This is a genomic window from Corynebacterium kutscheri (assembly GCF_000980835.1).
Lineage (GTDB): Bacteria > Actinomycetota > Actinomycetes > Mycobacteriales > Mycobacteriaceae > Corynebacterium > Corynebacterium kutscheri.
The window spans coordinates 1603169-1629905 of record NZ_CP011312.1 but is presented as its reverse complement, the minus strand read 5'-3'; the positions used below and the strand labels follow the sequence as shown (position 1 = coordinate 1629905).

The window sequence follows — 26737 nt, the reverse complement described above, 5'->3', positions numbered from 1 at the left end:
TTAAACTATTAAAGCCCTGCCGGGTTATGGAACTCGTTTAGTCCACGCTTCAGTGCCATATTTTTCTGCCACAAGCGCAGCCGCAGCATGGATATCAGTCTCGCTGAGCTCTGCATGTGTACCGTGGTATCGGTTAATAAAGGTCTTAATAAGGGTTTGGATAACTTCTGTTCGTGGGATACCAGTTTGCCGACGCAAGGGATCAACGCGGCGATTTGCGCTGCGAATTCCCTTATCGACGATTTTTACTTTGCCAATACGCAACACTTCCATCATTTTATTAGCGTCGATGTCATAGCTCATTGTGGTGTGATGTAGTACTGCTCCTTGAATGCGCTTTTGCGCTGCACCACCAATTTTTCCCCCACTGGAAGTAATGTCATTAATGGGAACATACCAAGCATGAACACCAAGTGATTTCAAACCGGCGAGTACCCATTGGTCAAGATACTCATAGGAATCGACATAACTGAGGCCAGCAACAGCAGATTCTGGTACGTAGAGCGAATAAGTAATGCAGTTACCACCTTCCATAAACATTGCGCCACCGCCGGAGATTCTGCGCACAACCTGTATATTGTGTTTTTCTACTCCTTCGGGATATAACTCATTGGTATAGCTTTGGAAAGAACCAATAACTGTTGCTTTATCTTCCCACTCCCAAAGACGCAGGGTGGCCGGGCGCTGACCGGTGGCAACTTGTTTAAGTAAGTGCTCATCTAAGGCCACATTCATGGTGGTAGGTAACACACCAGGGGTCAGTATTTCCCAATCAAAGTCAGTAAGATCGACTGCACCGGCAATTGCCCGACGAGCAGTAATAGCAACATCTTGGGTGGAAAAACCATGTAATGATAGCTGTGGAATAGTACTGAGTGCTTGATCGAGACGCTTTTTTAAAGCTTGAGCATCTTCAGACACCGATGCTCCCACAAGAGCCTGGTTAAGAAGTGGGTAGGCTTCATCGGGATCGAGAAAGAAATCACCGGAGATCTGTGCAGCGGTAATAGTCGTGCCATCGTGGGTAATATCGGCCACCACTAATTTTCCGTCGGGAACCTTGCGTTCAAAGTGAAAATCTTGTGTGTTCATAAACCTCAGAATACGCCCGGAGCATAGAGCTGAAGAAGGGGTAAGCAATAGCGCTTACCCCTTCTTATAAGTATCAACTAAGTGTTATTTTTCTTGGTTCTAGGTTCACTATAATAGCGTGCGCCAGGAACTAACATGGCCAAAAGTGGACTAAAGAAGCAAGCAATAAAGGCAAAAATGAGTACGTGTGTTTGGCCAAATGTTTCGATCGCTAGCGGGTAAAGCGCTAACCCTAAGGGGCTTAACCCATAAGACACCACGAAATCTACTGAAGAAACACGCCCTAGTTTTTCTGGCGGAATCTCACGCTGTGTAGCGGTAAACCAAGGAACGTTAAAGAGTTCGATACCAATACCAGCAGTGGCATAAGCAATGATGATAACCCATAGTGGGGGAGTTAATGCTAGCACAAGTGGTGCCAGTGCAGTACAGCTAAGACCGATAAGTGATACCCAGCCTTCATTGACAAAGGTTCGTTTAGTTAAGAAAAACGCACCGACAAGAGCACCAAGTGTGTAAGCAGTCAGTGCTGCAGTAAGCGCGAGGGAACTGCCATAAACATTGTCACTAATGCCAGGTAAAACAACTGAGGTAGCTGCATAGCCTAAGCCGATAACTGGTATGAGCGCACCGAGACCAGCGATAAACCAGCGATGTTTTTTTGCTTCGGCCAAACCGTCGATAAGCTCTAAGAAATAAGAACGTGTGGTTTCTGGACGTGGGCTAGATACCCACGTAGGAAGCAGAGCGCACAGTGCCCAAGCAATCGCCATAATCAGAATCAACCAGCGGGTAGAAAACACCTGTGCTAAGCCAGCAGTAATAGCAGGACCTAATAAGGTGGTAGCGCGCACAGCGATAGTCATATAAGCATTTGCTTGTTGGCGTTGATCTTCTTGAACAATAAGCGGAATGAGTGCTTGGAAAGCTGGTCGGCATGCACCTTGGCCAATGCCCATAATCGTGGCCGCAATAAGTGATATCCAAGCTACATTGCCGATGCTTAAGGTGAGTACCACACCAGCAATTGCTGCTGCTAATGCTGAGGAAAACACGGTGATGCGGTGGCCATAACGATCAGAAGCAGTGCCACCATAGATAACGCCAAGCAAGAAGCCAACGGTACGAGCGCCCAAAAGAATACCGAGTTCTTGGGAACTGATAAGTTTTTCAATAACAGCTAGGCCCAGGATAAAAGGCAGACCCCAGGTAGCAAGCCCAGAGGCAGCATTAGCGAGCCAAAGACGAAGAAAAGCAGGTTGTCGAAGCATAAGTATAAGAGGGAGTTGTTGAAGATATGCTAATAAAACGTAGATAGTTACCGGTGATAAGGTCTATTAATTGCTGATATACCTGGAAAGTAAGCAAGAAAGAAGCGGTAGTAAAGACAATGGCAACGAACATGATGCAGGTAGCACAAGCGCTCGTTGCCATAGAGCTTCCATAAAGAAGTTATGTCCTAGCTCAGCTCATCGTGAAGGTATTGCAAACCCTCGATGGATAGTGATGATGGTGGGTCAGTCAAGGGGAATGGCATTGGGATAATCTTATTGTTCTTTACTGCTTGGAGTTCACTAGCACCATGAGCCTGAGTGAAGGTCTCAATTGCTCCTTCGGCATCGCCTTGGTGCAAAATAACGATATTTTCAGGGTTCTTTTCTAATAGGCTTTCCATGGAAATCTTGAATACGCGCTTGCTCTCAGAATCGTAGACATTGTCCCAGCCGATAGCCTCGAACTGTGCCTGAACCATAGAAGAGTTGCCATAAACATAGAAGGTAGAGTCACCTGGGGTAACGAAGACAGCTGTTGCCGTACCGGAGGAAACCTTTGCGGTTGTTGCAGCACTGACTTTTTCTTTGAGCTTTTTGACGACTTCATCAGCCTTATCATTGGCCTCAAATACTGCAGCTAGAGTTTTGATCTCTTTATAAGACTGCTCGAAGGTAGCATGAGGCGCATCATCTCGGCTGCAATATGCTTCTGGAATATATACTGCCACGCCGGCTTCATAGAGTTTTTCTACGTCTAAGTCACCAGGAGTGGAAGCAATAAGTAGATCTGGCTTCTTTTCCAAAATAGCTTCGGTGGACACAATATAGTGACCGCCGCCCTTTTTAACCGAATCCAATACTTCGATGTTGTCGAACTTGGCTTGGGTTTCTGCATCATAGGTGGAGGTTTCTACCACACCAAAGCGAGCAACTACCCGGTCGAGTAGACCGAGGTCTACCAGTGTAGAGGCGCCAGTAGAATTATGGAACATAATACGTTCCGGAGCTTTGTCGATCTCGAAGGTAGTGTCACATGCAGTGACTGTTTGTGGATAATAAGAGCTAGCTTTGGTTTCGCTGGTAGCAGAATCAACCTTGGCTGATTCCGTGTTGCCACAGGCGATAGCACTAAGCGCAATAATGCTTAGCGCGGGGGCGAGTAAAGAGCGAAGTTTCATGGGATTCTCCTTGAACGAATAAATGAGCAGAAGGATCTACATAGGATTGTAGATAAGGTGTCGACGACCGTTGTATTCGATGATCTCAGCATTTACCTGATATACCGAGCTGACCCGTTCAGCGGTTAACACTTCATTTGGTGCACCGGAAGCGACAATATGTCCGTTTTGAAGTAGTGCAATATCATCGCAGAACTGTGCCGCAAGATTTAAGTCATGTAACACAACGACGGTGGTGGTAGACAATCCTCGCATCATTTCCAAAATGGCATATTGGTGATGGATATCGAGGTGATTTGTGGGTTCGTCGAGAAGCAAATGGCTTGCTTGCTGAACGATTGCTCGGGCGATAAGCACACGTTGCCATTCACCACCGGAAAGTTCTGTACTTAGTCGGTCACGATATCCGCTGAGGTCGACTTGCTCGATAGCGTTAAGCACACAGTCGTGATTAGTATCGCTGCTGTAGCGTAAAATACTTCCTTTAGCGATACGTCCTAGCGCAACGCAATCATAGACAGTAAGCGGTAGTGTTGCTTCATTGTGCTGGGCTACAACTGCCATACGGTTGGCAATATCGCCGCGTCGCAGATCATGAATATTTTCACCATCGACGATAATATTTCCCGTTTGGGGTGAGATAAGCCGGTAAATGAGGCTAAGTAGAGTAGATTTTCCAGCACCGTTTGGCCCGACAAGACCTAAAACACGACCTGAATGAGCGGTAATGTCGACATTATCGACGGTTAATCGGTCGCCACGAGAAAAGCTTAAAGAATTAATCTCGATCATGACATTGCCTTTGAACGTTTGGTCAAAAGAATAAGGAATGGTGCACCAATAAGGGCGGTGATAATACCGATAGGAATTTCTACTGGGGATAAAACAGTGCGCGCCAAGGTATCAGTAAAAAGCAGGAATAAAGCTGATAGTAAGGCGGTACAGATAATAAGTGGTCGGTGTTTAAAAGAAACCAATGGACGCATAAGGTGTGGAATAACTAAGCCAATAAAGCCAATGCCACCTGAGGTAGCCACAGCTACGCCTACGCCGAGTGAAATAGGTACTAGTAGTAGTAGACGTAAAAGCATCGGATTGAGGCCGACTGCTATGCAGGCTTGATCACCGCTAGCAAGAGCGTCCAGATACGGTGAGAGCAGCCATAATCCGAGTGTTAGTACAATGGCGATACCAAGAACAAAAAGGGCTTGTGCGGAGTCCGCGCGAGTAAGTGAGCCGAGTGTCCAAAAAACTACTGATTGTGCAGATTCAGCGGTGTTTGCGCTGATAATAAGCAGGTTAGTGATCGCCTGGAAAATAAAGCCAATGGCGATACCAGCAAGGATTAATCTTAATGATGATCCAGTACGGCCAGCACCAATCCAGATCACTAATAATGTTGCGATCAGGGCACCGACAAAAGCAGATGATGTCACTACTACTGCAGCAGAAGTGCCGAGGATAATAATAGCGGTAGCAGCTCCTGCAGATGCGCCAGAGCTAATACCTAATACATAGGGTTCGGCTAGCGGATTGCGGATAATTGCCTGCATAGCTACACCAGATATACCGAGGACAATCCCGACTCCGTACGCTGCGATAATTCGTGGCAAGCGGTTATTCCAGATAATAGCTACCGTAGTAGGTTCCCATCCGGAAAGATCTTGGTGGGTAAGTTTTAACCAGGTGATCTGGATGGCTTCGCTTAAAGGAACTGCCGCAGCGCCAAAACCTAGACTAATAAATGGCCCGAAAATAACGGCAATAACTAGTGCAAGAAAAAATACTTTTCGGTATGTACTACGTGGACGGGGAAGTTTTATAAGGGACTGCATTGATTTTCTTTAGACAATAATGGAGACAATATATTCATTACGGTATTTCAAAAGTGTTGTGACAATAGTTCGGCTACTTTTCTTATGGAGATAATATTGACCTATATATGGATATAAAACTGATCGGGATAAGAATTTTCAATTATCGACCTACATGTAGGGTAGCTAAACCACATTTTTATGCAGAAAACATGAAAATATGTCCGTCTGGTTTTAATGATTTTCGTTACGGATGTATAGCCCGTTGAAAACTAAAAGTCCACCCATAGGATGATGAAAGTTCATTCCAATGTATTTGAGAGTGTATCAGAATTATATCTTTATTTATCCTTAATTATTTTTTACGTTTGGAGTATTAGTTTCTTTAAGGATTGGCTAATGAAAATGTGATGCTAAGGAAAACGGGAGCAGTATGGTACTGCTCCCGTTAAGTATAAGAGAAAATTTATTAAGTTTTTTATTATTAACAACCTAGGTAGTTGCAGCTTGGGCAAGATAATGTCCAGTTAGCGTGTCTGATGTGAGGAGCTTTTCGGGGCTGCCTTCAAAGACAACAGTTCCACCCTGGCTGCCAGCACCAGGACCCATATCAATAATGTGATCAGCGTGAGCAATCACACTTAAGTTATGCTCTACTACGATGACGGTTTTGCCCTCTTCAACTAATTGATCGAAGACTTTATTCAGTTTTGCTACATCGGCTAAGTGCAAGCCACGAGTTGGTTCGTCGAGAATAAAAGTGGTGGCTTTTTCTGCCATATGGGTAGCTAGTTTTAGTCGTTGGCGCTCACCGCCAGAAAGTTCACTTAGTGGTTGGCCGAGAGTGAGATAACCAATTCCTACATCGGTCATACGCTGACTTGTTTTTTGTGCTGCTGGTACTTTCGATTCGCTGCGAGCAAAAAATTCGGCAGCTTGGTTAGCTGGCATTGCTAACACGTCGGCAATGGTTTTTCCACCAAATAAATGCTGGAGGACATGTTCCTCGAATCGACGACCTTCGCATATTTCGCATACAGCGGCCGGACCTTGAATAAAACCCATATCCACATAGGTCACACCGGAACCTTTACAATGCTGACATGCGCCTTCAGAGTTAGGGCTAAAAAGTGCTGGTTTTTCCCCACTGGCTTTGGCAAAAGCAGAACGAATAGCAGTAAGTATACCGGTATAGGTTGCCGGATTGGAACGACGGGAACCACGAATAACTGATTGATCAATAAGCACAGTGGTTTCATCTTTGGGAATCTCATGAATCAGTGAAGATTTACCCGAGCCAGCTACACCGGTAATCGCAGTAAGCACCCCAGTGGGAATAGACACCGAGACATTTTTTAAGGTATTGCGCTGTGCATTAACAATCTCAATAAAACCAGTGCCCGTTCGTGGGGTGTGGTTAATAATTGCCTTATGTTTGAGATGCTCAGCGGTGAGGGTATCTGTTTGGGCTAATTGTTTTGGAGTACCGGCGAATATAATTTCGCCACCAGCTTTACCTGCTCCAGGACCCATATCGACGATATAGTCTGCAGCTTCAATAGTTGCTGGTTGATGTTCAACTACTAGCACTGTATTAGAAGCATCTGCTAATCGACGAAGAAGATCATTCATGCGGGTTATATCATGAGGGTGCAATCCGGCAGTGGGTTCATCAAAAACATAAGAAACATCAGTTAACGCCGATCCTAGATGACGCACCATTTTTGAGCGTTGTGCTTCACCACCAGATAGGGTGGCAGCAGGCCGGTCAAGTGTGAGATAACCAAGACCTACGGCTTCAAAATTCTTTAGGGTAGCGATAAGAGCGTCGATAAGTAGCTGTACTTCAGGATGATTAAGTTTTTCCAACCAGATTGTGAGATCGGAAATCTCCATGGCACACAGCTCAGCAATATTTTTATTATTAATGCGAGACTCTAAAGCATGTGGGGCCAGACGGGTGCCTTGGCAACTGGGGCAGGTAACAAAGGTGATAGCGCGATCAACAAATTCGCGGATATATGGTTGCATAGCTTCGCGATCTTTGGTGAGCATAGATTTTTGGAGGCGCGGCAATAAACCTTCATAGGTCATATTGATACCCGCGATTTTCATTTTTGTGGGCTCTTTATAAAGAAAATCCTCACGCTGTTGAGTGGTGAAATCTTTGATTGGCTTATCAGCCGGGAAAAGATTGGATTCCGCATACATGCGGTAGCTCCAGCCACCAGTTTTAAACCCAGGAATATCGAGGGCACCGTCGTTAAGGGAAAGCTCTTCATTAATAAAAGCCGAAATAGCGAACTTACTGGTTCGGCCAGTTCCTTCGCATTCGGGACACATTCCGCCAGTACGACTAAAACTAGCCCTTTTCTTAGTGGTTTTAGTGCCCTTCTTAACCTCAATTGCGCCCGCAGCCTCCACAGAAGGAACATTAAAAGAATAAGCGCCAGGACCACCGGCATGAGGAACAGCGAGACGAGAGAAAAGTACTCGTAGCATGGACGTTGCATCAGTTGCGGTGCCGACAGTAGAACGTGGGTTAGTTCCTAAAGGTTCTTGATTAACGACGATCGCTGTAGTGAGCCCTTGTAAAATATCGACATGGGGTCGGGGCAATGTTGGCATAAAACCTTGTACAAAGGATGTGTACGTTTCGTTAATAAGCCGTTGTGATTCCGCCGCCAGCGTGGAGAAGACTAAGGAAGATTTACCAGAACCGGATACGCCGGTAAAAACAATAAATTGACGCTTGGGCAAGCGTAAAGAGATATTTTTGAGGTTATTTTCCTTAGCACCGACGATCACAATTTCATCGTGGAGTCCGTGTTCTGCGGTGGGGGAGCTAGACATAAAAAGCTGGTTTTCCTTTTGTTTGGTGATAGTAGATAAAAATGATCAGATACATTTAAAAATAAGCTGTGTATGAGCAAGAAATATCGGTGAGCTCGGCTTTTTTAATCTAGTTGGTGGTGGGTGGAAAGACAATCCACATTTAAGGGCTAGAGGTTAATAAAAATCAAGTGTGGAGCTTAGCTGTTTGGACTATGAAAGCATCGTGGTAATAACGGAGTGAGGAAAAGCAAACGAGCGAAGATAAAAGTTATGGCATCGCAGGGAACCACCCACTGCGATGCCATAACCACCAAACCATGCACGCCTTAGCAAAGGCGTACATTCAACCAACTGGATTAGTGCCCACCACAGACACTAATCCACACACCATTTGCAGGAGTACTCCTGCAAGGAAAGGAAACTGGGTGACTCACCACAAGTTCACCCACCAAGCATTTAAGCATATTTTTATTAATTTGGTTTCTTTTTCACTTGCTGTTCTATCCCCGTCTAAGTGTTTGGGATGGATAAATCCATAAAATTGCTGGTAGATACTATTTTATTGACATATCATACGGGGTGGTACGGGGGTGATTTTATATTAAAAAAATCTGTTAATCCTGTGGATATTGACATGGTGCGCGTTGAGCTTAGGGGGTTTCACTGGGGTGATGTATATCTCTGAAATGAAAATGAGCCGCCATAAACACATAAAGATGCATCCTGAAAGTTAGGACACATCTATATAAGTGGTGGTGCGTGATTATGATGCAGCTTTGCCAGTTTTTAGGAATTAGATCAGCATGAGAACAGCGATGACCACCCATAGCAGGGAGAAGATGCCACCAAACATGGAAAGTTGAGCTTTGGCTTTATTCCAATCGGTAATTTCTTCACTGTAGGAGGCTTGTTCATCGGCGTCGAGAAGCCCAAGGGAACCAAGCATTTTCTTTTGACGAGGAACAATAACAAAAAGCAAGATGATCCAAGCAACTAGGCTCAGTGCGATAGAAGCATGGAAGCGTCCATCTGACCAGTAATTATTTGCTGTGAACATAATGCCAAAGCCAAGAATTGGAACTAGAACAGATAGGTTTCCGTATGTTTGGGCGATTTTGTGTAGGGTTACTGCGGAACCACGTGCGGTCTCATCGCCATTGTGGGCGGCAAGGGCGCGCACGTGGAATGTGGAGACAGCGACAGTTACTGGGCCAAGAAACAGGATTGCTGCGATAACATGCAGCGTAATCAAAATAGTATTCATAGTAGTAAGTGTCCTTGCATAACGGGTGGGCTGATAAGAAGATGGGCAAGCGCCCATGTGCTGTGTCACTCTACCTTATGAAACGCGGAATATGACATTGGCGATTCATGATCTTTTTATCCTCTTTAGGCAGGCTAAGACCATATTTCGCAGCAACTTCGGCTAATTGAGTGACATACCAACATCTTATTGAACGGTTCTTGGGCAACCATAAGGCGGGAAGCTGATCCGACTTTTGTTGATTTGCGCTCCTACTCACGGCTACTAAATTAAGGGGATCGTTGGCAAAATTTTGCCGCTGCTGTTGTGTCCAGGCGTATGCGCCCATATCCCAGGCAGCAGATAATGGGAAAATATGGTCTATTTCAATAGCATCTGTTGTTCGCAATGGTTGACCAGTATATGGATCAACTCCGGTGCTATCAATAATCTGACAGTCAGAACCAGGTGGCTCATTGGTAAGTTGCGTGGCAATAATAATGATTCGAATAGAACATAACTGCCCAGCAGGAGTTGACCAACCAGTGCCAAATTCAGTGCGCTTATAACCTAAAACATGTGCACGCTGAGAAATTGTAGGCACTGTGTTCAGTGCGGGGAGGGTACCTATGGGGGTGTAGTGGTACATGCAGATAATCAGTGTTGCACACACTAGCCCAAAGAAAATGCGAGGTTGTTTCATATAGAAATTAGACGGAAAAATAAGTGAAATAGTGACACCGATCAGCAAATTTTTTATCTCCGGTATAATCGCGCGAATGACCTCGTTTCTTGTTCATGGTTTATGGTTGAAGTCCTCTGGGCTTCATTTATGGATTGAACAGGTTGAAGGACATAAAGTAGTGCTTTTCGACGCACTTCCACCTGATGTTTTACCACCTGCATTAGAAACAATTTTGCGGGATAAGGTGTTTCGTCATCGAGTGAAAACAACCCTGATGACGCCTAAAGGGCGAGTAGTAAGTTTATCTGTTCCTACCGCAAGTTTTACTCCGGAACAAGCAGTGCGTGTTCTCGCACAATTAGCCACTATTAATTCAACTACTGCGACGCAAGAACAGCTTATGACTATTGGTGCTGACTTACAGTGGTTGGTGCATATGTATCAAGGCTTGTTGAGGATGGTGCGTGCTGGTCGGGTGCTATTAAAAATGAGTTTTGCTGATGGCCAGTGGTGGCCTAATTGGCAACTGTCCACCGGACTTGGCGAACGCGGTTGGATTGCTCAGATGACTGCTGCTGCCCCAGGGATTTTGATAAAAAATGGGGGGCAAACAGTTGCAGAAGATATTGCTGATGAATTAACCCATTGGATTGCAAATAGTTTGTTGAGTGGTCTTCGAAATAGTCCACGTGCTACGAAGTGGCATGATTTTTCGCGGGCACTATTAGATTCCACTCCGCTGCGCCGGGGCAGCGCCCAGCTGGTTGGGGCATTAAACGACTGGAAAAATTCGATAACTACCATTGATATCCAGTTGGTATTGATTGTAGAAGAACCCCCAACTGATCATAAGCAAACGCATAGTGGGCATAATGCAGACGACGAAGTGGTTTTTTCCACTGATCCGGCAGATGCAATATGGCCGATACGGGTGCAGGTACGCAGTGGGGTTGATTCCCCGTTACCAATTAAAAAAACCATGATTGATCGTGCTACGTGGATGCGTTTAGAAGCACTATTAAAAGAAGCAATTCTAGTAGCCCCAGAGATTGATCCACAGCGTAGCGTACCTAGTAACCATCCAGCGGCACATACCATGGCGCGCTATAGCCTAGAGCAGATGGATTCTGCCGGTGAATGGGATGCTTATGTATCTACTGCCGAATTGATAGATTTTGTCGCAAAAACTGATGCATTAGCCCGGCGAGGAATTATGGTGATGCTGCCTAAAACCTGGGGTAAACCACCTACTACGGCTCGCCTCGTTGTTGATGAACCCAGCGATAACGTTACTGGTGCGCGCATTGGTCTTGATCAGATTGTGGAATACAACTGGCGAGTATCCATTGGCGATGTTGAACTTAACGACGAAGAAATGCGTCAGCTAGTCCAAAGCAAATCAGGATTAATTCAACTGCGCGGCCAATGGGTTATGGCAGATGCTGCTACCGCAAAACGCGTGGGCGAGTATATGACTGAACTGGCAGCAACATCACGCAAAAAACGTCGTAAAGAACTTGATCAAGCGATGATGCAAGCTGCCTTGGCTAAAGCAAATAATCAACCTGATTGGCAAGAATTAGCAGCATATGCAGATGAATTAGCAGAACGCTTTAATAATGAATATGCCAGTTTTGGTGAAGTTTCTTTGGCTGATTTGCGAGAAATTGCCTTAAAAGCACTAGAAGAAGAGCCAATAGAATTTACTGGTTCTAGTTGGCAAGCTTCCATGATGGGCGGAATACATGATTTACCAGCACCAGAACCGGTAGAAATTCCTGATAGTGTGCATGCCGAGTTACGTGATTATCAGCGTCGAGGTGTGGATTGGTTAGCGTGGATGTCGGCTCAGAATCTTGGTGCTGTGCTTGCCGACGATATGGGGTTAGGAAAAACTCTGCAATTGCTTACCTTAGAAGCTGTCGAGCGCACAGCTAAAATATCGGCTGATAAGCATACCCACAGTAAACCAACATTAGTGGTTGCTCCTACTTCTGTGGTAGGAAATTGGGCACGAGAAGCCGGAAAATTTGTTCCTGATCTGCGCATACTTGTCCACCATGGGGGAAATAGAAATCATGGTGAAAAGTTAATGCAACAGATAGAAAACCACGATATTGTGATTACAAGTTATGGCACGATTCAGCGAGATCATAAACAATTAGCTGCTATCGAGTGGGAACGAGTTGTACTTGATGAGGCACAACAAATTAAAAACTCCTCGACGAAGGTATCTAAAGCTGTGCGTTCTGTGCCGTCACGTCATCGTATTGCTCTTACTGGTACGCCGGTGGAAAACCGGTTATCAGAAATGCGTTCAATTCTTGATTTCTGTAACCCTGGTGTTCTTGGTTCCGCAACGTTTTTCCGACATCATTTCGCTAAGGCCATTGAACGTGAGCATGATGAGGTGATGACCGAGCGTTTGCGCCGTTTTACCGCACCATTTATTTTGCGCCGGTTAAAATCTGATCCGACTATTACGGTTAATCTGCCGGATAAAACAGAAACAATCCTTACTGTGGATATGACTCCAGAACAAGCAGCACTTTATACCGCGTATGTTGAGGGAGTAAAACAGCAGCTTGAACAAGCACAAGGAATAGCTAAACGGGGTGTGGTGCTTGCTGCTTTAACAAAGATTAAACAGATTTGTAACCATCCCGCTCATTTTCTTGGCGACGGTAGTGCATTAACCATTAAAGGAAAGCATCGTTCCGGTAAGGTCGAAGAACTTATGCGACTGATCAATGATGCGCAGGAAGTTGATGATCGGATTTTAGTTTTTACTCAGTACCGAGCTTTTGGTGACTTATTAGCGCAGTATTTAAGTGAATACTTTGGTCAGAAAATTCCATTCTTGCATGGTGGTGTTTCTAAAACTGGTCGAGACCGGATGGTGGAGAAATTCCAAAATGAAGCAGATTCACCAGTGATGGTACTTTCGCTGAAAGCTGGAGGTACCGGCTTGAACCTCACCGCGGCAAATATCGTGGTACATATGGATAGATGGTGGAATCCGGCGGTAGAAAACCAAGCTACCGATCGTGCTTATCGCATCGGACAAAATCGTAATGTGCAGGTATATAAAATGATTACTGCGGGCACTATGGAAGAGTCAATTCAAGACATTTTAGATGGGAAAACAGAACTTGCTAGTGCCATTGTCGGCGAAGGTGAAGGTTGGATTACTGAGCTAAGCACCCAAGAGTTGGCAATGCTTATGAGCTATAAAGGCAGAGATGCTCATGACTAAAAGAGAATCTGAAAACCTAGATAATGTCATTTACGCGCATTTTGGACGTAAGATCACAGTCAATTCCATGGCAGAAACTATGGATGCAGGATCTGAATCGGGTGCACCATGTGCTCGTGAGTTAACGCAGCCGTCGTTAAGCAAGGAAAAGTTATCTGCGCATTCAGTGGTAGCAGTCAGTGATTTTATCGTGTCCATGATGGCAGAAATTACTGATGTGGGACGTTTTCACCGGGGCGAAGAATATTATGAAAATGACCGGGTACTGAATGTTCGTATTGGGCAGGCGCACATAGATGCACAAGTAAGTGGATCACAGCCAGATCCGTTTGATGTTCGCTTGATTTTTTCTTATCGCTCAACAGATGAGCTGGCAGCGTTGAGTCAGCGGTTAGCTGAGCAACCATATTCGATTTCAGAAATACGACGCGGTCAGTTACAGCTAGAAAATATCCAAACATTGTTGGTTTCTGAACCTGAGGACATTCGAGTGATGTGTAGTTGTCCTGATCCCGCACAGGTATGTAAACATGCGGTGGCGGTAGCTATGCGTTATGCGGATATGGTTCGATCAAATCCGGCACAATTATTTGCATTACGTGGGCTTAATCTGGCTGACATCGAACAGTCAATGTTGGCGGCGGCACAGGATAATTCCCAGTACAACGGTGTAAATAGCCGGGAAAGTTTTTGGCAAGGCCACCTTTTACCTGAACTGCCTGAGCTAAAACGCGCGCCTGCAATTGAGGATTCAAACCTGCTTTTATTGCATCGGGCGATGCGGTTGGCAAGCTATACAACAGTAGATGAGCTGCGCGCGGTTGCGGATATCGAAGATATGTATGATTATCTGACAAATCCAGAATCATATTAGCGTAGTCATCATGTCCGGGGTGCATGCTATGAATAAAGAATGACTGTCACTTTTGTTCATTCTTCTGATCTTCAGTTGGGCATGCGTCGTTGGTTTTTAGATTCTGATGCCCAAGCGCGTTTCGACGATGCTCGTAAACGCAGTTTAACCAAATTAGGAGAAGTTGCTGTCGCTCATGGGGCAGAGTTTATTGTTCTTTCTGGTGACATTTTTGAACATAATAGTTTGGCAGATGCTACCTTATCGCGGGCATTCGATGCGATAAAAGCACTTCCTGTACCGGTATATCTGATTTCAGGTAATCACGACCCATTAACCAGTGATTCTTTAGTGCTCAAAGCAGACAATCTTGATGCGGTATATGCGTTAACCGATGACACAATGAGAGAGATTCGTCCTGGGGTAGAAATTATTGGCGCGGCATGGAAAAACAAACATGTTCATTATGATGTACTTGGTCAAACAGTACAGTCTTGTACCCCAACAAGTGCTATTCGAATAGTACTTGGGCATGGTCAATTTTCTAGCTACCACAGTGGTTATGATCCAAGCGTAATTGATTTAGCGGCAGTGGAAAACGTTGTTAGATCAGGTGGTGTGGACTATGTGGCAATGGGAGATACACATTCTGCGCTGGAAGTCGGTACAACCGGAAAGATATGGTATTCCGGAGCGCCAGAAACTACTGATTTTATTGAATTACCAGCTGGTGGTGGGGAAATAAATTCCGGTAAAGCACTGGTGGTTACTATTGAAAAAACTGGTTTTTCATCGCAGGTGTCAGTAACAGAAGTACCAATTGGCGAGTGGGATTTTATTGCCCTTACCCAAGAGATTAATTCTCAACAGGAAGCTGAGCAGTTTGTTTCTTGGCTAGAAGGGCTAGCGCATAAGGATCGTCATGTAATTAAGTATGCTTTACGCGGGGGAGTGCAATTGCACACCATGACTTATCTAGCTGCGGAAATCTCTCGTTTACGACCAAGTTTTGCTGCATTATATGAGCGTAAGTCTCACCATGATCTTAGTATTAACCCCACAGCAGAAGAGATCGCTGATTTAGGTTTAAAAGGCTACCTTAATACCGCGTTAACCGAATTGATTGAACAAAACCTCGCTGGCAATGAGGTAGCAACTGACTCCATTAATTTGTTGTATCGGCTGCATAACAAAGTTAGTCAAGAAAATCAGAATCTCTCAGCGGTAACAAAGGGTCGGTAATAAAACATGTATATTCGTGCACTAACAATCGAGAATTTTCGAAGCATTGACTTTTTAGAACTTACTAACCTACCTGTTCATGGAATTATTCTTATTGAAGGCGATAATGAAACAGGTAAGTCTACACTTCTAGAAGCTCTGAGTTTTCTTTTCGATCAACGGTATTCTTTTAGCTCTAAAGGCAAAGCAATAAAAAGTATTCAGCCCCGAGGTAAAGACGTAGCTCCAGTTGTGAGCATGCATGCTCAGGTAGGTGAGTATGAGCTCATTATGAAAAAGCAGTGGCTTAAGCAAACCAAAGCAGAGTTAAAGATTCTTCAGCCTGCAGTTGAGGCGCTAACTGGTAAAGACGCTGAGGCGCGTTTTGAAGAAATTATTAGCGCACACATTGATTCAGATTTACGTGATGCTCTTTTTGTTGCTCAAGGTGGACTTAGCCCAGAATTAGCCCTAGGCGGAATTACCTCTTTAGACCATAATCTCAAACTGCTTAGCGGTGAGGAACAATTAATAGATGATAACGCAGTACAGCGTTTAGTTAATGAAGAATATGAGCGCTTTTATTCTGCTAAAACAGCGAAACCGGCTCGTGAGCTAGCAAGCGCAGAAAAATCTCGAAAAGATGCACATGCAGCATTAGAAGAAATTACTCAGCGCTATAAGCACTATGTTGATGCGGTAGAAGAGGTTGAGCGGTTCAATGAGAAAATTATTGATCTTGAGCAGCGAAAAGTGGAGCTAGCAAAAGATCACGCTCAGTGGGAAGAAAAATATCAGGTTATTGAAAAAACTCAACGCAGACACAAAGAACAAGAAAACCGTGTCCAATCGCTGAGATATATAGCAGAACGTGACCAAGAAAAACTTGATCGTCGTAAGCAACTTATTCGGTCGGTTTCAGACGCAGCACAAGAAGTAAATACAGCACAAGAGAGTTTGGCTTTAGCTAGTGATAAAATTGCAGCAGAAGAAAAAGAATTAGCTGCTGTTTTGGAGCATAGAAATGCAGCTAAAAAAATAGTTGAACACAGTGAAAAAGAAACTGATAACCTCAACGCTTTAGTTCTTGCTGCTCAAAAATGGCAACAGCGAGTAGAACTGGGTGATATTTACAACCAGGTTATGCGTATCGACGAAGAGAAAACTCGTCTTAAAAAACCAGTACTTATACGTAGAGAAGATGTTACTGCTATCCAAGATGCGGTCATGGCAGTACAGCAAGCAGAGAAAATTGCTGAGCTGGTAGCTGTGGGCATTGATATGCGGGCGGATACCCCGACCTTGATCCGAGTAGATGATAAAGAAATTCTGCTTGATCAACACAGCATGGCATTAACTCAAATGACAACAGTAGTAATAGATAAGGTAGAGATAAAAGTTACTCCACCGGCTACCGATGCCGTAGTAGAACTAGAAGATGCGAGAGTTAAACTTGCTGAACTGTATAAAAAACATGATGTAACAAGCCTTAACGAAGCACGTAATAGACTCGACCAATATGAGCAGGTCAGTGCGCAGGAAAAAGAGCTCACTTATACTCAACAGCAATTACTTGGACCCTATTCGAAGACAGAACTAAGCGATATTATTGCTGAGCTAGCAGAGATTACTCAGCCCGAGAAATCTCTGGCAGAGCTTATGGAACTAGTTAAGCTTAATGAAGAAAAACTAAAACAAGCGCGACAAGATGAACGTGACGCTAATGACCTTTATATCCAGCTTGCTAAGCGGCCAGCTGCTGAGCACAAGGCTAAGCAAGAAGCTCGTGTAGTGGTGCTTCAAGAACAATATGAACATTACGTTCAACAATTACGCGAACAGGAAGAAGCTGATTCTACTAAAGAATTAGAAGAAACTGTTACGCAGGATCAACAAGCACTTATGCAAGCAGAAGAAGAATTAGCGGTAGTAACTAAGAAATTAGCTGAACTTGATGCAGACAATACTGAGCGTCGTTTTGCACACGTGAGACAGCTTATTGAACGAACAAAAGAAGAACATAATCAAGTACTATCGAATATCCGTGCCCATGAGCTATTTATTGCAAAAGCTGCTGGTATCGCTGAGGAAAAGGATCGTCGTGCAGAAGAATATGAAGCTGCTCAACGAAATTATGCTGGTGTTGAGCGTCGGGCGCAAGCAGTTGCATTGCTCAAAGAAACCTTGGATAGACACAGGCAAGCAATGCATCAGCGTTATGCACAACCTTTTAAAGAGGAACTTGAAGGACTTGCCGAAATGATTTTTGGTAAGGGGGTTTCTTTTAATTTACAAGAAGATCTTTCGGTATTAGAGCGAAGTCAAACAGATATAGCTTTGACTACCCAGGAATTATCTGGTGGGGCACAAGAACAACTTGGTTTGATTATGCGTTTAGCACTAGCACGGTTGGCGGCTGGAGAACCAGTACCGGTCTTTTTAGATGATGCGCTTGGAGCAAGTGATGAACAACGACTAAAAGCAATGGGCTATTTGCTTAATGGACTCGGAGATGCACAGCAGATTTTTATCACTACCTGTATGCCTAGTAGATATGCACATGTGTATCCGGCTGTAAAAGTACAGATGAAAGAGCTTCATACTTCTGAATAGCACAATAGGTGCACAGTAGTAATTACTGTGCACCTATTGTGCTAGTTAAATTGCTAGGTTACTGCTTGATCGCAGAAACATCGAGGACAATTTTGATTTCCTCAGAGAGCAAAACACCACCAGTAGCTAGTGGAGCGTTGAAGTCAATATTAAAGTCTTTGCGGTTAATCTTGGTAGTTGCTTCAAAACCTAGTCGAGTGTTGCCAAAAGGATCTTCGGCAATGCCGCCAATTTCTACTTTCAGAGTTACTGGTTTGGTAACGTCTTTGATTGTTAGATCACCGGTTACCGTGCCTTCGTCGTTGTTAAGAGAAAACTCGGTGGCCGTAAAGGTCATGGTTGGGTAATTCTCGACGTCGAAAAAGTCCGCATTGCGAACATGCGCATCGCGGTCGGCAACGCCTGTGCTAATAGAAGCAGTTTGGATGGTCACTGCTGCCGTGGATGCGGTTTGGTTTTCAGCATCGAAGGTGAAAGTTCCTTCGAATTCCGCAAAATTGCCGCGCACTTTGGAGATCATTGCGTGACGAGCAACAAACCCAATAGCGGTGTGAGTGGGGTCGATGATATAGGTACCGTTAAGAGTGCTCATGAAAATTCCTTGAAATAGTAATGATTTTTTTGATAGCGCTAAGGCCTAAGGCACACTATACACCAATTTGGTGATATGTCAACAAATTAATGATTGATTGTTCATAACTAGGTATGAGCAGGGATAATTTTTATTTTTTCAGAAAATAAGGTTACTGTGTTTGCTATGACGACAGCACGCTGGTTAAGCGAAGAAGAACAAAGCTTATGGCGCATGATCCTTGGTGTTATGCGTAAAATTGAGCGTGATCTTGATGAGACTTTGCAACAACAAAGTGGCATTACGTCGTCGGAATACGCAGTCCTGGTTACTCTTAGTGAGAGTGAAAATGATACGGCGCGGCTACGAGAATTGTGTGATTCTTTAGATTGGGATCGTAGCCGGGTATCCCATCAGGTTACACGTATGGAACGGCGCGGGTATGTAACAAAAAATAAGTGTGATGGTGATGCTCGTGGGGTTAATGTGCAAATGACAGAAGAAGGCCGTAAGCGTCTTATGTCAGCTGCTCCAGAACATGTAGAAACTGTACGACAGCTTATTTTTGATCACATTACCGAAGATCAAATTGAACAGCTTAAACCCTTTTTTGAATCAATTTTGAAGGTGAAGTTAGAAAACCGTCCAGGATAGATACCGTGAGGTAGAAAATAAAGGTAGCGACGTTATTGTAAAAGACGAGCTGTTAGAAATTTATTATTAGTGTTTGCAGATCTACTAGTTAAAAGCTGGTAGATCTTTTTAATAAGTGCTTAATTTTTTATTGTTGGCCAAATAAGTGTTAACCTGAATATGTTTTTATACAAGACGCTTACCGTACCGTTTTCTCATATCTGTTATGAAGTAAATATGACGGTGTTTTATCTGCCGGCTTGTTAGATTGTTTGTGCTGAGATGCTTATAAAAATATTCGAGTTCTACTTTTACACGTGAAGTAGAACTCGAATATTTTTTATTGGTTAGCCTAAGGGCTTAGTAAACAGGGTTAGCTGTTAGCTTTCTTTTTTCAAGCGTGCACGGCAGATGATGATAGCGCCGACGCTAGCGAATAGAAGAGCTGCAAGTATCATCCAGGTGACCGATGCGCCCGTTCTTGCTAACATACCGCCATTATTATTGCCGGAATGTGAGTTAGCCGATGCCGACGGAGCTATAGATGAAGGGGCAGATACAGAAGCTGTAGCAGGTGTTGTATTTGCTGCTGGAGGATTCACCGTAGGTGCCGGTTTAGGCGGGAATGGAATAGGAATCGGGATCGGGATGATTGGCGGAAACGTTTGCGAAGACGAGGATGTTGTTGCCAGTGTCGACGAAGAAGTCGTTGTCGTAGGCGTTGCTGAAGAACTTGTTGTCACTGGTGCTGACGAGGAAGTTGTTGCCGCCGTGGTGGAAGAGGAAGTTGTCGGAGGTACTGGCGCAGGGATCGGGGTGTATTCGTTTGTAGCTACAAGGTCGAACTCTCCATTTTCTTTTAGCGTGAATTTAGCTGTATCAGCTGAAATTCGCTCTAAATCACCAATGTTGTCAGAAGCCTCAAAAGTTAGCTTATGAATAAAGCCATCCACGTGTGCAGTTTCTGCATCTTCGGTGATGCTACATTGGGTCCCGATAGGAAAGGAACCCCTTGGGGCGCCGCTAGCACCGTTGATTATTTGGAAATTGCCAGTTTCTTTTTCGTTATTTGGCTTAATGCATTCCCAACGGAATCTAAATTCTTCTTCATAGGGGTTTACCGGACCATCGTCATCTTTGTCAGCTATAAGATTTACCGGTTCTGACTTAGCTGCACCCTTAACTGGTTCCGGATCTTTATCTCCGTGCACAATAACCTTTTTGGATACCTTGAAGGTGGCTGATTCTTGTGCGATAGGAGTGTAGGTATTTTCTGCTGTGATAACTAGTTCATGTTGATTTTGTCCACGTGGGTGAATGCTCAGGATATTTTCGGGGTGTTTTTTCTTCGTTGGTGGGCCAGGTGAGCGAATGTTTATAGCCAGGAATAGAGGCAGTCTTTTCAGCAATTTGGCATGTTGATTCTAGAGGCAAGTTATCTACGAGAATTTTCTGCCCATTTTTTAACTTGGCTGTATTTCTGACAATAGAATTATCTTCATTTCGGCATACCCAGGTGAATTCAAATTCTTTATCAGTTTGTGTGCCCGTAACTTTTTTCTCTAGCGCAAAACTACCAGTTTTGGGAGCTGGTTTAACAGCTTCTTTGGTGTATTTGTTATACACGTGAGCCGAGACTTCTTTATTAGCTTCGATAGAAAGTTGGACTGCTGCATTTGGCGTTACAGCAGGTTTTTTGTAGAAATGAAAACCTCATGAGAATATCCAGGTACTTGCGCGCTCTGTAGATCTTCAGTGATTGTGCATTGGGTACCAGCAGGGAATTTCTTACTGGTGAAAGTCTCAGTGTCTCGTAGGGTAAAAGAGCCAGATTCGGTTTGTGCATTGGTAGGTAGAGTGCACATCCAATCAAAGGTGAAATCTTTCTCAGCAAGTTCAGGAATAGATATTAAAGATCCATCTTCTTCGAATACAGCGTTTTGCTTTCGGACAATGAAAGTACCTTTATCGTTATCTTTTGCTTTATGTGCTACGGAAAGAATACTTTCTATAGTTTCGATAAAAGAAGCAATAAGTGATTTCTTTTCGCTGGGAACTATTGTATCGGTATCCTCTAGGCTTTCCATATTATCGGTTAGCTCTTCTGATTCATCAGAAGTTTGAGTGGTAGCTTCATCGGAAGTTTTCCTGGTAGTGCATGAAGAATCCCCAGCGCATGCTTCTTGTGCTGTGGCATAAGGGGTGTACGGGGTTATAAGGGTAATAGTGCTTGTTATTAGTAAAAGCGTAAGTAATACAGCGAACCAAGGACTTTTTATTAATCGTTTGGTTGCCATGATTCTTTGTGAGAGATTCATGCTGGTTTATATCGTTTTCTAAAATTGAGAGAATATGACTTATCGAGTGTTTGCGTTCCTTTCAGATGAGGGGGCTTGTAAAAGGGAACTTAAACCTTAAATTAGATTCTTAATCTAAGGTTTGACTAACACATCAGCATCATCTTAATGATGTCGATTTTTACATGCAATTTTAAGTTTTATTTTTTGCTTATTTATCGTTTTTATTTTTCCTAATTTTAGTTAAGTCAACTTCAAAGCATGTTTTTATGTGTCGTGGGCGAAAAGGTCTAAAAATTTTTATGCTTTTTCTTACTGTGAAAATTATAAAAACACTTACATAGATATATAAATATTTGATTTATGCCGATATTTATAGTGGCAAGAAGGAGATCACGACAAACTGATATGTGACGTTTGTTTGGTGAGATGAGAAGTGGGATCGGAAAAACTTTATGCAGTAGCTGTTGGTGTCACGATGATTGAGTGTGGCGTAGATGCTGGTTAAAACCAAGTCGCTTGAGTTCTATGGACATGCGGCTTTTAGCCCTAATTATTTTTAAAGAATTTATTAATAATGAAGCGGAGATAAAAAATCGTCGTAAAGTAAAAATGGTGTTTTTACTTTACGACGATATACGTCAACTATGTTTTAACTGCTCAGGTATCACTGGGATGATTCGAACCTGTGACACTTATAAAACTATTTACTCTTAAGCCGCATCCTAGAATATCTAGAAACTGCCATCAACGCAGATAGTTGAATGGCTGGGAAGATGTACTTCTCGGTTTTTCCTTTATGAAGCAGGCTAATCGCAGTATCGCCATAATATAAAAGACCAGGTTGCTACCCTAAAACATAAGGTAGGAGCCTGGTCTTTGTTGGCTTTTAGTTAGTTGTTATCGCCTCTTTTTATTGTTTGCAAAATATACGATTACTCCACCAGCACCAGCAAGAAGAACTGCTGCTAAGAGCATCCAGATCACAGAAGCACCGGTTCTAGCTAGCTCTCGCTGCTGTGTATCCGGTTTCTGCGGTGTGGACAACTGGGTTGTCGGTGTTGCCACAGGTGGGGTAGTTACCGATGGAGTTGGATGTGGTACCGGTGGGACAGGTTGTGGTGCCGGTGGGATCGGAATTGGGATTGGGATGATCGGCGGAATCTTAGGCGTCGTTGTGCTTGTCGACGGGGAAGTTGTCGTGCTTGGTGGTACTGACGACGAGGTGGTTGTTGATTCCGTGGTTGTGGTTGTCGGTACCGTTGTTGGCTCTGAGGTTGTAGTAGTTGGTGGTACCGACGAAGAGGTAGTTGGTTCTGTGGTGGTAGTCGACGAAGAAGTGGTTGGCTCAGTCGTCGTAGTGGTTGTCGACGAGGAAGTCGTCGGTTCCGTGGTCGCCTCCGTTGTTGTGGTGGTAGTTGACGAGGAAGTCGTCGGCTCTGTTGTAGTCGTCGTAGAAGTTGTTGACTCCGTTGTAGTTTCTGTTGTCGTAGTCGTGGTTGTGGTTTCCGTTGTTGTTGGAGGTGCTGGTGGAACAACAGGGGTATAGCTGTTTACAGCAGTAACAACCAACTCTGCCTTATCTTTGCTACGAGGATTAACCATGACAATGGTGCCTCCTGCTACAGGAGTCGCCGGCTTATCATCGATAAACCACTTCAAAGTATGGTCATAGCCAGAAACGGAAGCATTTGTTTCAGAGACACGACAGGTGGACTCTAGCGGTAGTCCATCTACCTTGTGCTCTTCACCATTCTTAAGCGTAGTTTCGCCTCGTGTTGGTGTTGTACCATGATCACCATTACAAATCCAGGAGAACTTGAAGGTTTTATCATCCTCTAGACCCTTGACTTCCTTCTTCAAAGTGAAGCCTCTAGTCTCAGGCTTAGGCTTTTCCTTAGGATCATAGATGTTGACAGCAGTGTATTGGGCTATGCTATCCGGTTTGCCGGTGATAGTGAACGTGTAGCCTGTGGCACCGTTTTGCGTTCCATCTCTTCCAAGCCAGCTTACTTCCTTATGCTGGTAATCGTCGATGTCGAGGCCATCTGTATTCTCAGTGACCGTGCATTCTGTGCCAATAGGCAAGTCAGTGACATCAGAGCTAGTCTGGCCGTTTTTGAGCTTGATTGTGCCTTGGCGTTTTTCTCCTTCTTTCCCGTTTACCTCAGGAAGGGTACAAATGTATGGGAAAGAGAAGGTTTTGTCTTTGATTGCGGTTTGGAATTTGCTTTCTTGATCGATGAGGTTTCCTGCTTCATCGCTTGAATGAGCCATCTTGCGAAGCCTGAAGCCGCCGGTTTCCCGCTCATATTTGTTGGTTACAAGAATCTGGGTAGCTTCTTTGAATAGTTCATCAACGGTGAACTCGAACATGGAGGCAGCGCTGACGATCTTAACGTTTTTATCGGCATCGAAAACAACCCATGATGTGGTTAGCTTCTTACCTTTTTCGGATGGGGGAGTTATTTCTGTAATGGTGCACTTAAGGTTTTTCTCAAGGCCCATGACGTGTACGACGCTGCCGTTTCTTACCGTGACTTGACCATTTTTATCCCGTTCGCCCTTGGGATAACTAGGGTGGGTGCACTTGTAGTCGAAGGTGAATTCTCTAGCTTTATCTTCTTCTGTGCCTACAACGTTTTTCTCAACGGTGAAGCCACCTCGTTTACCGCGACCTAGACCACCGGCGCTAGGGAAGCGAACAGAACCTTCCACCCCAACGTTATCAATCATGGCCTTGTTGATTACGTTGCTACCTGGTTGAGGTGCCTCTTTTGTTACAGCTGTAATCGTTAGTACAGGGGCAGACTGCTCGTATAAGCCGTAAGGGAATTCAACGGTTACTTGTTCTGGCGAACACTTGATTGTGTAGTGATGACCCTCGCTAAATCCGTCAATTCGGTCGTTTTCTGAATTTATATTTTTAAATCCTTCCCGACGCCCTCCTTGAGGATGACCGCTGGCATTATAGATGATGTGGCGTTTAGATTGTGGTTGTTCTTTAGATCCAATAAAAGAGGAAACATAGACAGGAGCGTAACCGTTATTGTCGTTAAAGTCGCAAGTGAATTGCCATCCTTTAGGGGCCTTATCTGTAACGCGAACCAGATGAGTATTGTTTTGGTGCTGCCTAGGGTCGATTCCTACCGACCATTGGATCTTGTGGTTACGGGTTTTTTCGTCAAAGCCAATGTATTCACCGATTTTAGAGTCATCGTGGAATAGTCCACCCTCACGATGTTTGTATTCTCCAGGTAGTTTCCCAGTGCCACAACCGTTGAAAACTAAGTCCCCGGTGAAGTCCTTATTTGTGTTCCATGCAACAGAGACATATGCGCTGCCATTGACATCGAAGTTAATGTCTTGGAAACCAGTAAGCGTAATAATGAATTTATTTCCGTTCCATTTACCGGTAGCAACAATGTTGCCGTTTTCGTCTTGAAGGGTAATAGGGCCGGTATCAACACTACGTAGCTGCGCTGGTAGGTCAAGCTCAAAGCTATCTCCGCCTTTGGCACCTTTGGGGGCGGTCCACTTAAACTCAACCTCGGCATGTCCACCAGGGCCTATATATTTGCCGTTTTTGACGTTTGGGCTATCGGACTTCCAGTGGAGATCTGACCAACCGCCACCTGTACAAGTTGCTGCTGCAGCACGAGGAGCATTGCCAATTATTAAGGGGGTAAAGCTTGCTATAAGGACTAGGGTCAGTAGCACAGCGAGCCAAGGGCTTCTTATATGTTTCTTGGCCGTGATTATTTTATTACATGAAAGATGCATGTTTCCACATCGTTGATTAGAGGGGATACGAATCCTTAAGAGATGTAAGAATCCGTTTCATCATGAGGAATTGGACAATTTTTTGATGCATCACCATATTTTGAAAAATGGTGATGCATCAATGTTTTAAAAATATTCTGTTCGGATGAATTAAACAAAAAAACTTTTGGATGTTGAATTATTTCTTAAGTTCATCGGTTGGGATTTTCGCTGGCGCATATTCCGTGGTTGAGGTGGGTAGTTAGGCAGCATATTGGTTTGTCTATGACCATTATGAGCGTGTTGCATTTTTTATATGGATGCCCTGGGAATTGTAGAAGTTGTTCTATGGTGATTGGTGGCGTTTTAGGAATGCTTGAAAAATCTGAAAAACAGTCCTTCTGCTTATTGTCGATAATTGTGTCGGAGTTCACTTTTAAGTCCCTATTAGACTCTTCTCAGAAAAATTTTAGTTCCGTGGGAAGCATTGTATTATTGGAAATTGTTCCTACTGGAGCGGTTATTCATTCATTTATCTTATTTTTCGGTTTAAAAAGGGAATTTTCTTATAAAGATTCGTAAAATCAGCCTTGCTATAGCTAGTGCTGTCATAATGGCAGGCTCTACATTTGCAATTGCTCCAGTACACGCAGCACGCACTCCCCAAGAATTCGGTCGGGAGGTTCAACTGAATTTCTCAAAATACTGGAATGAGGGCGTTCAAGAGTGCGTTGAAGCAGCGTTCTTTGTGTGAGTATCACACTACAATGGATTTGAATTATTTGATTCACCTACAAGATGGTTTTAATCCGGCTACAGCTGAGTATTTTAAAAAGTTGTCCGATGAGGCTTCGTACAGGCTTCATGTATCAAAGTACGGTGACGATAACCGAACCCCATTTGATTAAAATAATGCCGGTGTGTGGTTGTTTTGACCACTGACTCTGGTTTGTGATTCTTTATGCTCTTACGATTCCTTGTACTTGGGATCGTAAGAGTTTTTTGTTTCTATGGGCTAAAAAGTATGTGGGATCTTATGCTTTATCCTGGGGCTGTGGTGGTTGGAAACCTGGATGGGATTATTAAGAACTCGAGTTAGAAGCATGGTGGGGTAATGACTGCTGGTAGCACACAGATTACTGCCCAACTGATGATAGTGGCTTCAATAAGATCAAAGCACTGTTAAAAAACATAAAAGACATCCTTCTTAGTTGGTTTTTACTTCAACTAAGAAGGATGTCTTTTGTTGAGCGTAGTACGTAGTAGTTTTTACTACGCACATGTTTTGTGCAGGCTAGTTGAAACTTATCGTCGCAGTATTAAATGGTGTATCTAAAAAGATGAAGCCCTCTTCACTTTTGTTTTATAACAAGTGAAAAGGGCTTAAAAAACTGTAACTAGCTTACGCTA

At 43.9% G+C, this 26737-nt stretch carries 19 protein-coding genes; 5 read left to right on the top strand and 14 right to left on the bottom strand.

Annotation, left to right across the window (positions count from 1 at the left end):
• Positions 1 to 24: 24 nt before the first annotated feature.
• From UL82_RS07425 to UL82_RS07390, 9 genes are all read right to left on the bottom strand, one after another.
• A complete protein-coding gene (locus UL82_RS07425) occupies positions 25 to 1092 on the bottom strand; it encodes a lipoate--protein ligase family protein (protein ID WP_046440075.1) in 1068 nt (355 codons plus the stop codon).
• A gap of 77 nt (positions 1093 to 1169) precedes the next feature.
• Complete coding sequence (locus tag UL82_RS07420; protein WP_046440073.1) at positions 1170 to 2363, bottom strand: MFS transporter; 1194 nt, start codon at positions 2361 to 2363, stop codon at positions 1170 to 1172.
• Positions 2323 to 2526: a hypothetical protein gene (locus UL82_RS11060; RefSeq protein WP_126317044.1), complete on the bottom strand. Its 204-nt coding sequence runs from the start codon at positions 2524 to 2526 to the stop codon at positions 2323 to 2325. The genes UL82_RS07420 and UL82_RS11060 overlap by 41 nt, the downstream gene beginning before the upstream one ends.
• A 25-nt stretch (positions 2527 to 2551) precedes the next feature.
• Positions 2552 to 3544, bottom strand: a complete 993-nt coding sequence (locus UL82_RS07415; protein ID WP_046440071.1) for an ABC transporter substrate-binding protein — start codon at positions 3542 to 3544, stop codon at positions 2552 to 2554.
• Positions 3545 to 3580: 36 nt separating this feature from the next.
• On the bottom strand, positions 3581 to 4336 hold the full coding sequence (locus UL82_RS07410) for an ABC transporter ATP-binding protein (RefSeq protein WP_046440069.1): 756 nt from the start codon (positions 4334 to 4336) through the stop codon (positions 3581 to 3583).
• Positions 4333 to 5379, bottom strand: coding sequence for a FecCD family ABC transporter permease (locus UL82_RS07405; RefSeq protein WP_046440067.1), 1047 nt, complete (start codon positions 5377 to 5379; stop codon positions 4333 to 4335). The genes UL82_RS07410 and UL82_RS07405 overlap by 4 nt, the downstream gene beginning before the upstream one ends.
• Positions 5380 to 5850: 471 nt before the next feature.
• On the bottom strand, positions 5851 to 8211 hold the full coding sequence (locus tag UL82_RS07400; RefSeq protein WP_046440065.1) for an ATP-binding cassette domain-containing protein: 2361 nt from the start codon (positions 8209 to 8211) through the stop codon (positions 5851 to 5853).
• A gap of 775 nt (positions 8212 to 8986) precedes the next feature.
• Positions 8987 to 9457 (bottom strand): membrane protein, encoded by a 471-nt coding sequence (locus tag UL82_RS07395; RefSeq protein WP_046440064.1) that lies wholly within the window; start codon positions 9455 to 9457, stop codon positions 8987 to 8989.
• Between the two features lie 70 nt (positions 9458 to 9527).
• Complete coding sequence (locus UL82_RS07390) at positions 9528 to 10139, bottom strand: HNH endonuclease family protein (RefSeq protein WP_046441360.1); 612 nt, start codon at positions 10137 to 10139, stop codon at positions 9528 to 9530.
• A gap of 76 nt (positions 10140 to 10215) precedes the next feature.
• Here UL82_RS07390 and UL82_RS07385 point away from each other — a divergent pair, with 76 nt between their 5' ends.
• The 4 genes from UL82_RS07385 to UL82_RS07370 are packed head-to-tail and all read left to right on the top strand — an operon-like array spanning position 10216 to position 18064.
• Positions 10216 to 13377 carry a DEAD/DEAH box helicase gene (locus tag UL82_RS07385; protein WP_046440062.1) on the top strand — a complete coding sequence of 1054 codons (3162 nt, stop codon included), beginning with the start codon at positions 10216 to 10218 and terminating at the stop codon, positions 13375 to 13377.
• On the top strand, positions 13370 to 14251 hold the full coding sequence (locus UL82_RS07380) for a hypothetical protein (RefSeq protein ID WP_046440060.1): 882 nt from the start codon (positions 13370 to 13372) through the stop codon (positions 14249 to 14251). Before UL82_RS07385 ends, UL82_RS07380 begins: the two co-directional genes overlap by 8 nt.
• Positions 14252 to 14290: 39 nt before the next feature.
• Entirely contained in the window at positions 14291 to 15472 is a 1182-nt protein-coding gene (locus UL82_RS07375) for a metallophosphoesterase family protein (protein ID WP_046440058.1), read from the top strand.
• 6 nt (positions 15473 to 15478) lie between these two features.
• Positions 15479 to 18064, top strand: coding sequence for an AAA family ATPase (locus UL82_RS07370; RefSeq protein WP_046440056.1), 2586 nt, complete (start codon positions 15479 to 15481; stop codon positions 18062 to 18064).
• A 58-nt stretch (positions 18065 to 18122) separates the two neighbouring features.
• On the opposite strand, the gene UL82_RS07365 is transcribed toward UL82_RS07370, so the two are convergent.
• The gene (locus tag UL82_RS07365) at positions 18123 to 18656 is read right to left on the bottom strand and encodes a YceI family protein (protein ID WP_046440054.1); all 534 of its coding nucleotides are present in this window, start codon (positions 18654 to 18656) and stop codon (positions 18123 to 18125) included.
• A gap of 165 nt (positions 18657 to 18821) precedes the next feature.
• Between UL82_RS07365 and UL82_RS07360 the strand changes: the two genes are divergently transcribed.
• Positions 18822 to 19289, top strand: a complete 468-nt coding sequence (locus UL82_RS07360) for a MarR family winged helix-turn-helix transcriptional regulator (protein ID WP_046440052.1) — start codon at positions 18822 to 18824, stop codon at positions 19287 to 19289.
• 359 nt (positions 19290 to 19648) lie between these two features.
• On the opposite strand, the gene UL82_RS11430 is transcribed toward UL82_RS07360, so the two are convergent.
• The 4 genes from UL82_RS11430 to UL82_RS11425 form a co-directional block, all read right to left on the bottom strand.
• Positions 19649 to 20479, bottom strand: a complete 831-nt coding sequence (locus UL82_RS11430; protein WP_232009542.1) for a DUF5979 domain-containing protein — start codon at positions 20477 to 20479, stop codon at positions 19649 to 19651.
• 79 nt (positions 20480 to 20558) lie between these two features.
• Entirely contained in the window at positions 20559 to 20894 is a 336-nt protein-coding gene (locus UL82_RS07345; RefSeq protein WP_046440048.1) for a DUF5979 domain-containing protein, read from the bottom strand.
• Between the two features lie 56 nt (positions 20895 to 20950).
• Entirely contained in the window at positions 20951 to 21586 is a 636-nt protein-coding gene (locus UL82_RS07340; protein WP_126363869.1) for a DUF5979 domain-containing protein, read from the bottom strand.
• Positions 21587 to 22465: 879 nt separating this feature from the next.
• Positions 22466 to 25348: a DUF5979 domain-containing protein gene (locus UL82_RS11425; RefSeq protein ID WP_046440045.1), complete on the bottom strand. Its 2883-nt coding sequence runs from the start codon at positions 25346 to 25348 to the stop codon at positions 22466 to 22468.
• Between the last annotated feature and the right edge of the window lie 1389 nt (positions 25349 to 26737).

Excerpts from the sequence above, each read along its gene's own strand:
- UL82_RS07390 (WP_046441360.1), bottom strand. The coding sequence starts at position 10,139 with ATGAAACAACCTCGCATTTTCTTTGGGCTAGTGTGTGCAACACTGATT.
- UL82_RS07385 (WP_046440062.1), top strand. The coding sequence starts at position 10,216 with ATGACCTCGTTTCTTGTTCATGGTTTATGGTTGAAGTCCTCTGGGCTT.
- UL82_RS07340 (WP_126363869.1), bottom strand. The coding sequence starts at position 21,586 with ATGAATCTCTCACAAAGAATCATGGCAACCAAACGATTAATAAAAAGT.
- UL82_RS07365 (WP_046440054.1), bottom strand. The coding sequence starts at position 18,656 with ATGAGCACTCTTAACGGTACCTATATCATCGACCCCACTCACACCGCT.
- UL82_RS07370 (WP_046440056.1), top strand. The coding sequence starts at position 15,479 with ATGTATATTCGTGCACTAACAATCGAGAATTTTCGAAGCATTGACTTT.
- UL82_RS07405 (WP_046440067.1), bottom strand. The coding sequence starts at position 5,379 with ATGCAGTCCCTTATAAAACTTCCCCGTCCACGTAGTACATACCGAAAA.
- UL82_RS07375 (WP_046440058.1), top strand. The coding sequence starts at position 14,291 with ATGACTGTCACTTTTGTTCATTCTTCTGATCTTCAGTTGGGCATGCGT.
- UL82_RS07360 (WP_046440052.1), top strand. The coding sequence starts at position 18,822 with ATGACGACAGCACGCTGGTTAAGCGAAGAAGAACAAAGCTTATGGCGC.
- UL82_RS07400 (WP_046440065.1), bottom strand. The coding sequence starts at position 8,211 with ATGTCTAGCTCCCCCACCGCAGAACACGGACTCCACGATGAAATTGTG.
- UL82_RS11425 (WP_046440045.1), bottom strand. The coding sequence starts at position 25,348 with ATGCATCTTTCATGTAATAAAATAATCACGGCCAAGAAACATATAAGA.
- UL82_RS07420 (WP_046440073.1), bottom strand. The coding sequence starts at position 2,363 with ATGCTTCGACAACCTGCTTTTCTTCGTCTTTGGCTCGCTAATGCTGCC.
- UL82_RS07410 (WP_046440069.1), bottom strand. The coding sequence starts at position 4,336 with ATGATCGAGATTAATTCTTTAAGCTTTTCTCGTGGCGACCGATTAACC.
- UL82_RS07395 (WP_046440064.1), bottom strand. The coding sequence starts at position 9,457 with ATGAATACTATTTTGATTACGCTGCATGTTATCGCAGCAATCCTGTTT.
- UL82_RS11060 (WP_126317044.1), bottom strand. The coding sequence starts at position 2,526 with ATGGCAACGAGCGCTTGTGCTACCTGCATCATGTTCGTTGCCATTGTC.
- UL82_RS07415 (WP_046440071.1), bottom strand. The coding sequence starts at position 3,544 with ATGAAACTTCGCTCTTTACTCGCCCCCGCGCTAAGCATTATTGCGCTT.
- UL82_RS07425 (WP_046440075.1), bottom strand. The coding sequence starts at position 1,092 with ATGAACACACAAGATTTTCACTTTGAACGCAAGGTTCCCGACGGAAAA.
- UL82_RS07380 (WP_046440060.1), top strand. The coding sequence starts at position 13,370 with ATGACTAAAAGAGAATCTGAAAACCTAGATAATGTCATTTACGCGCAT.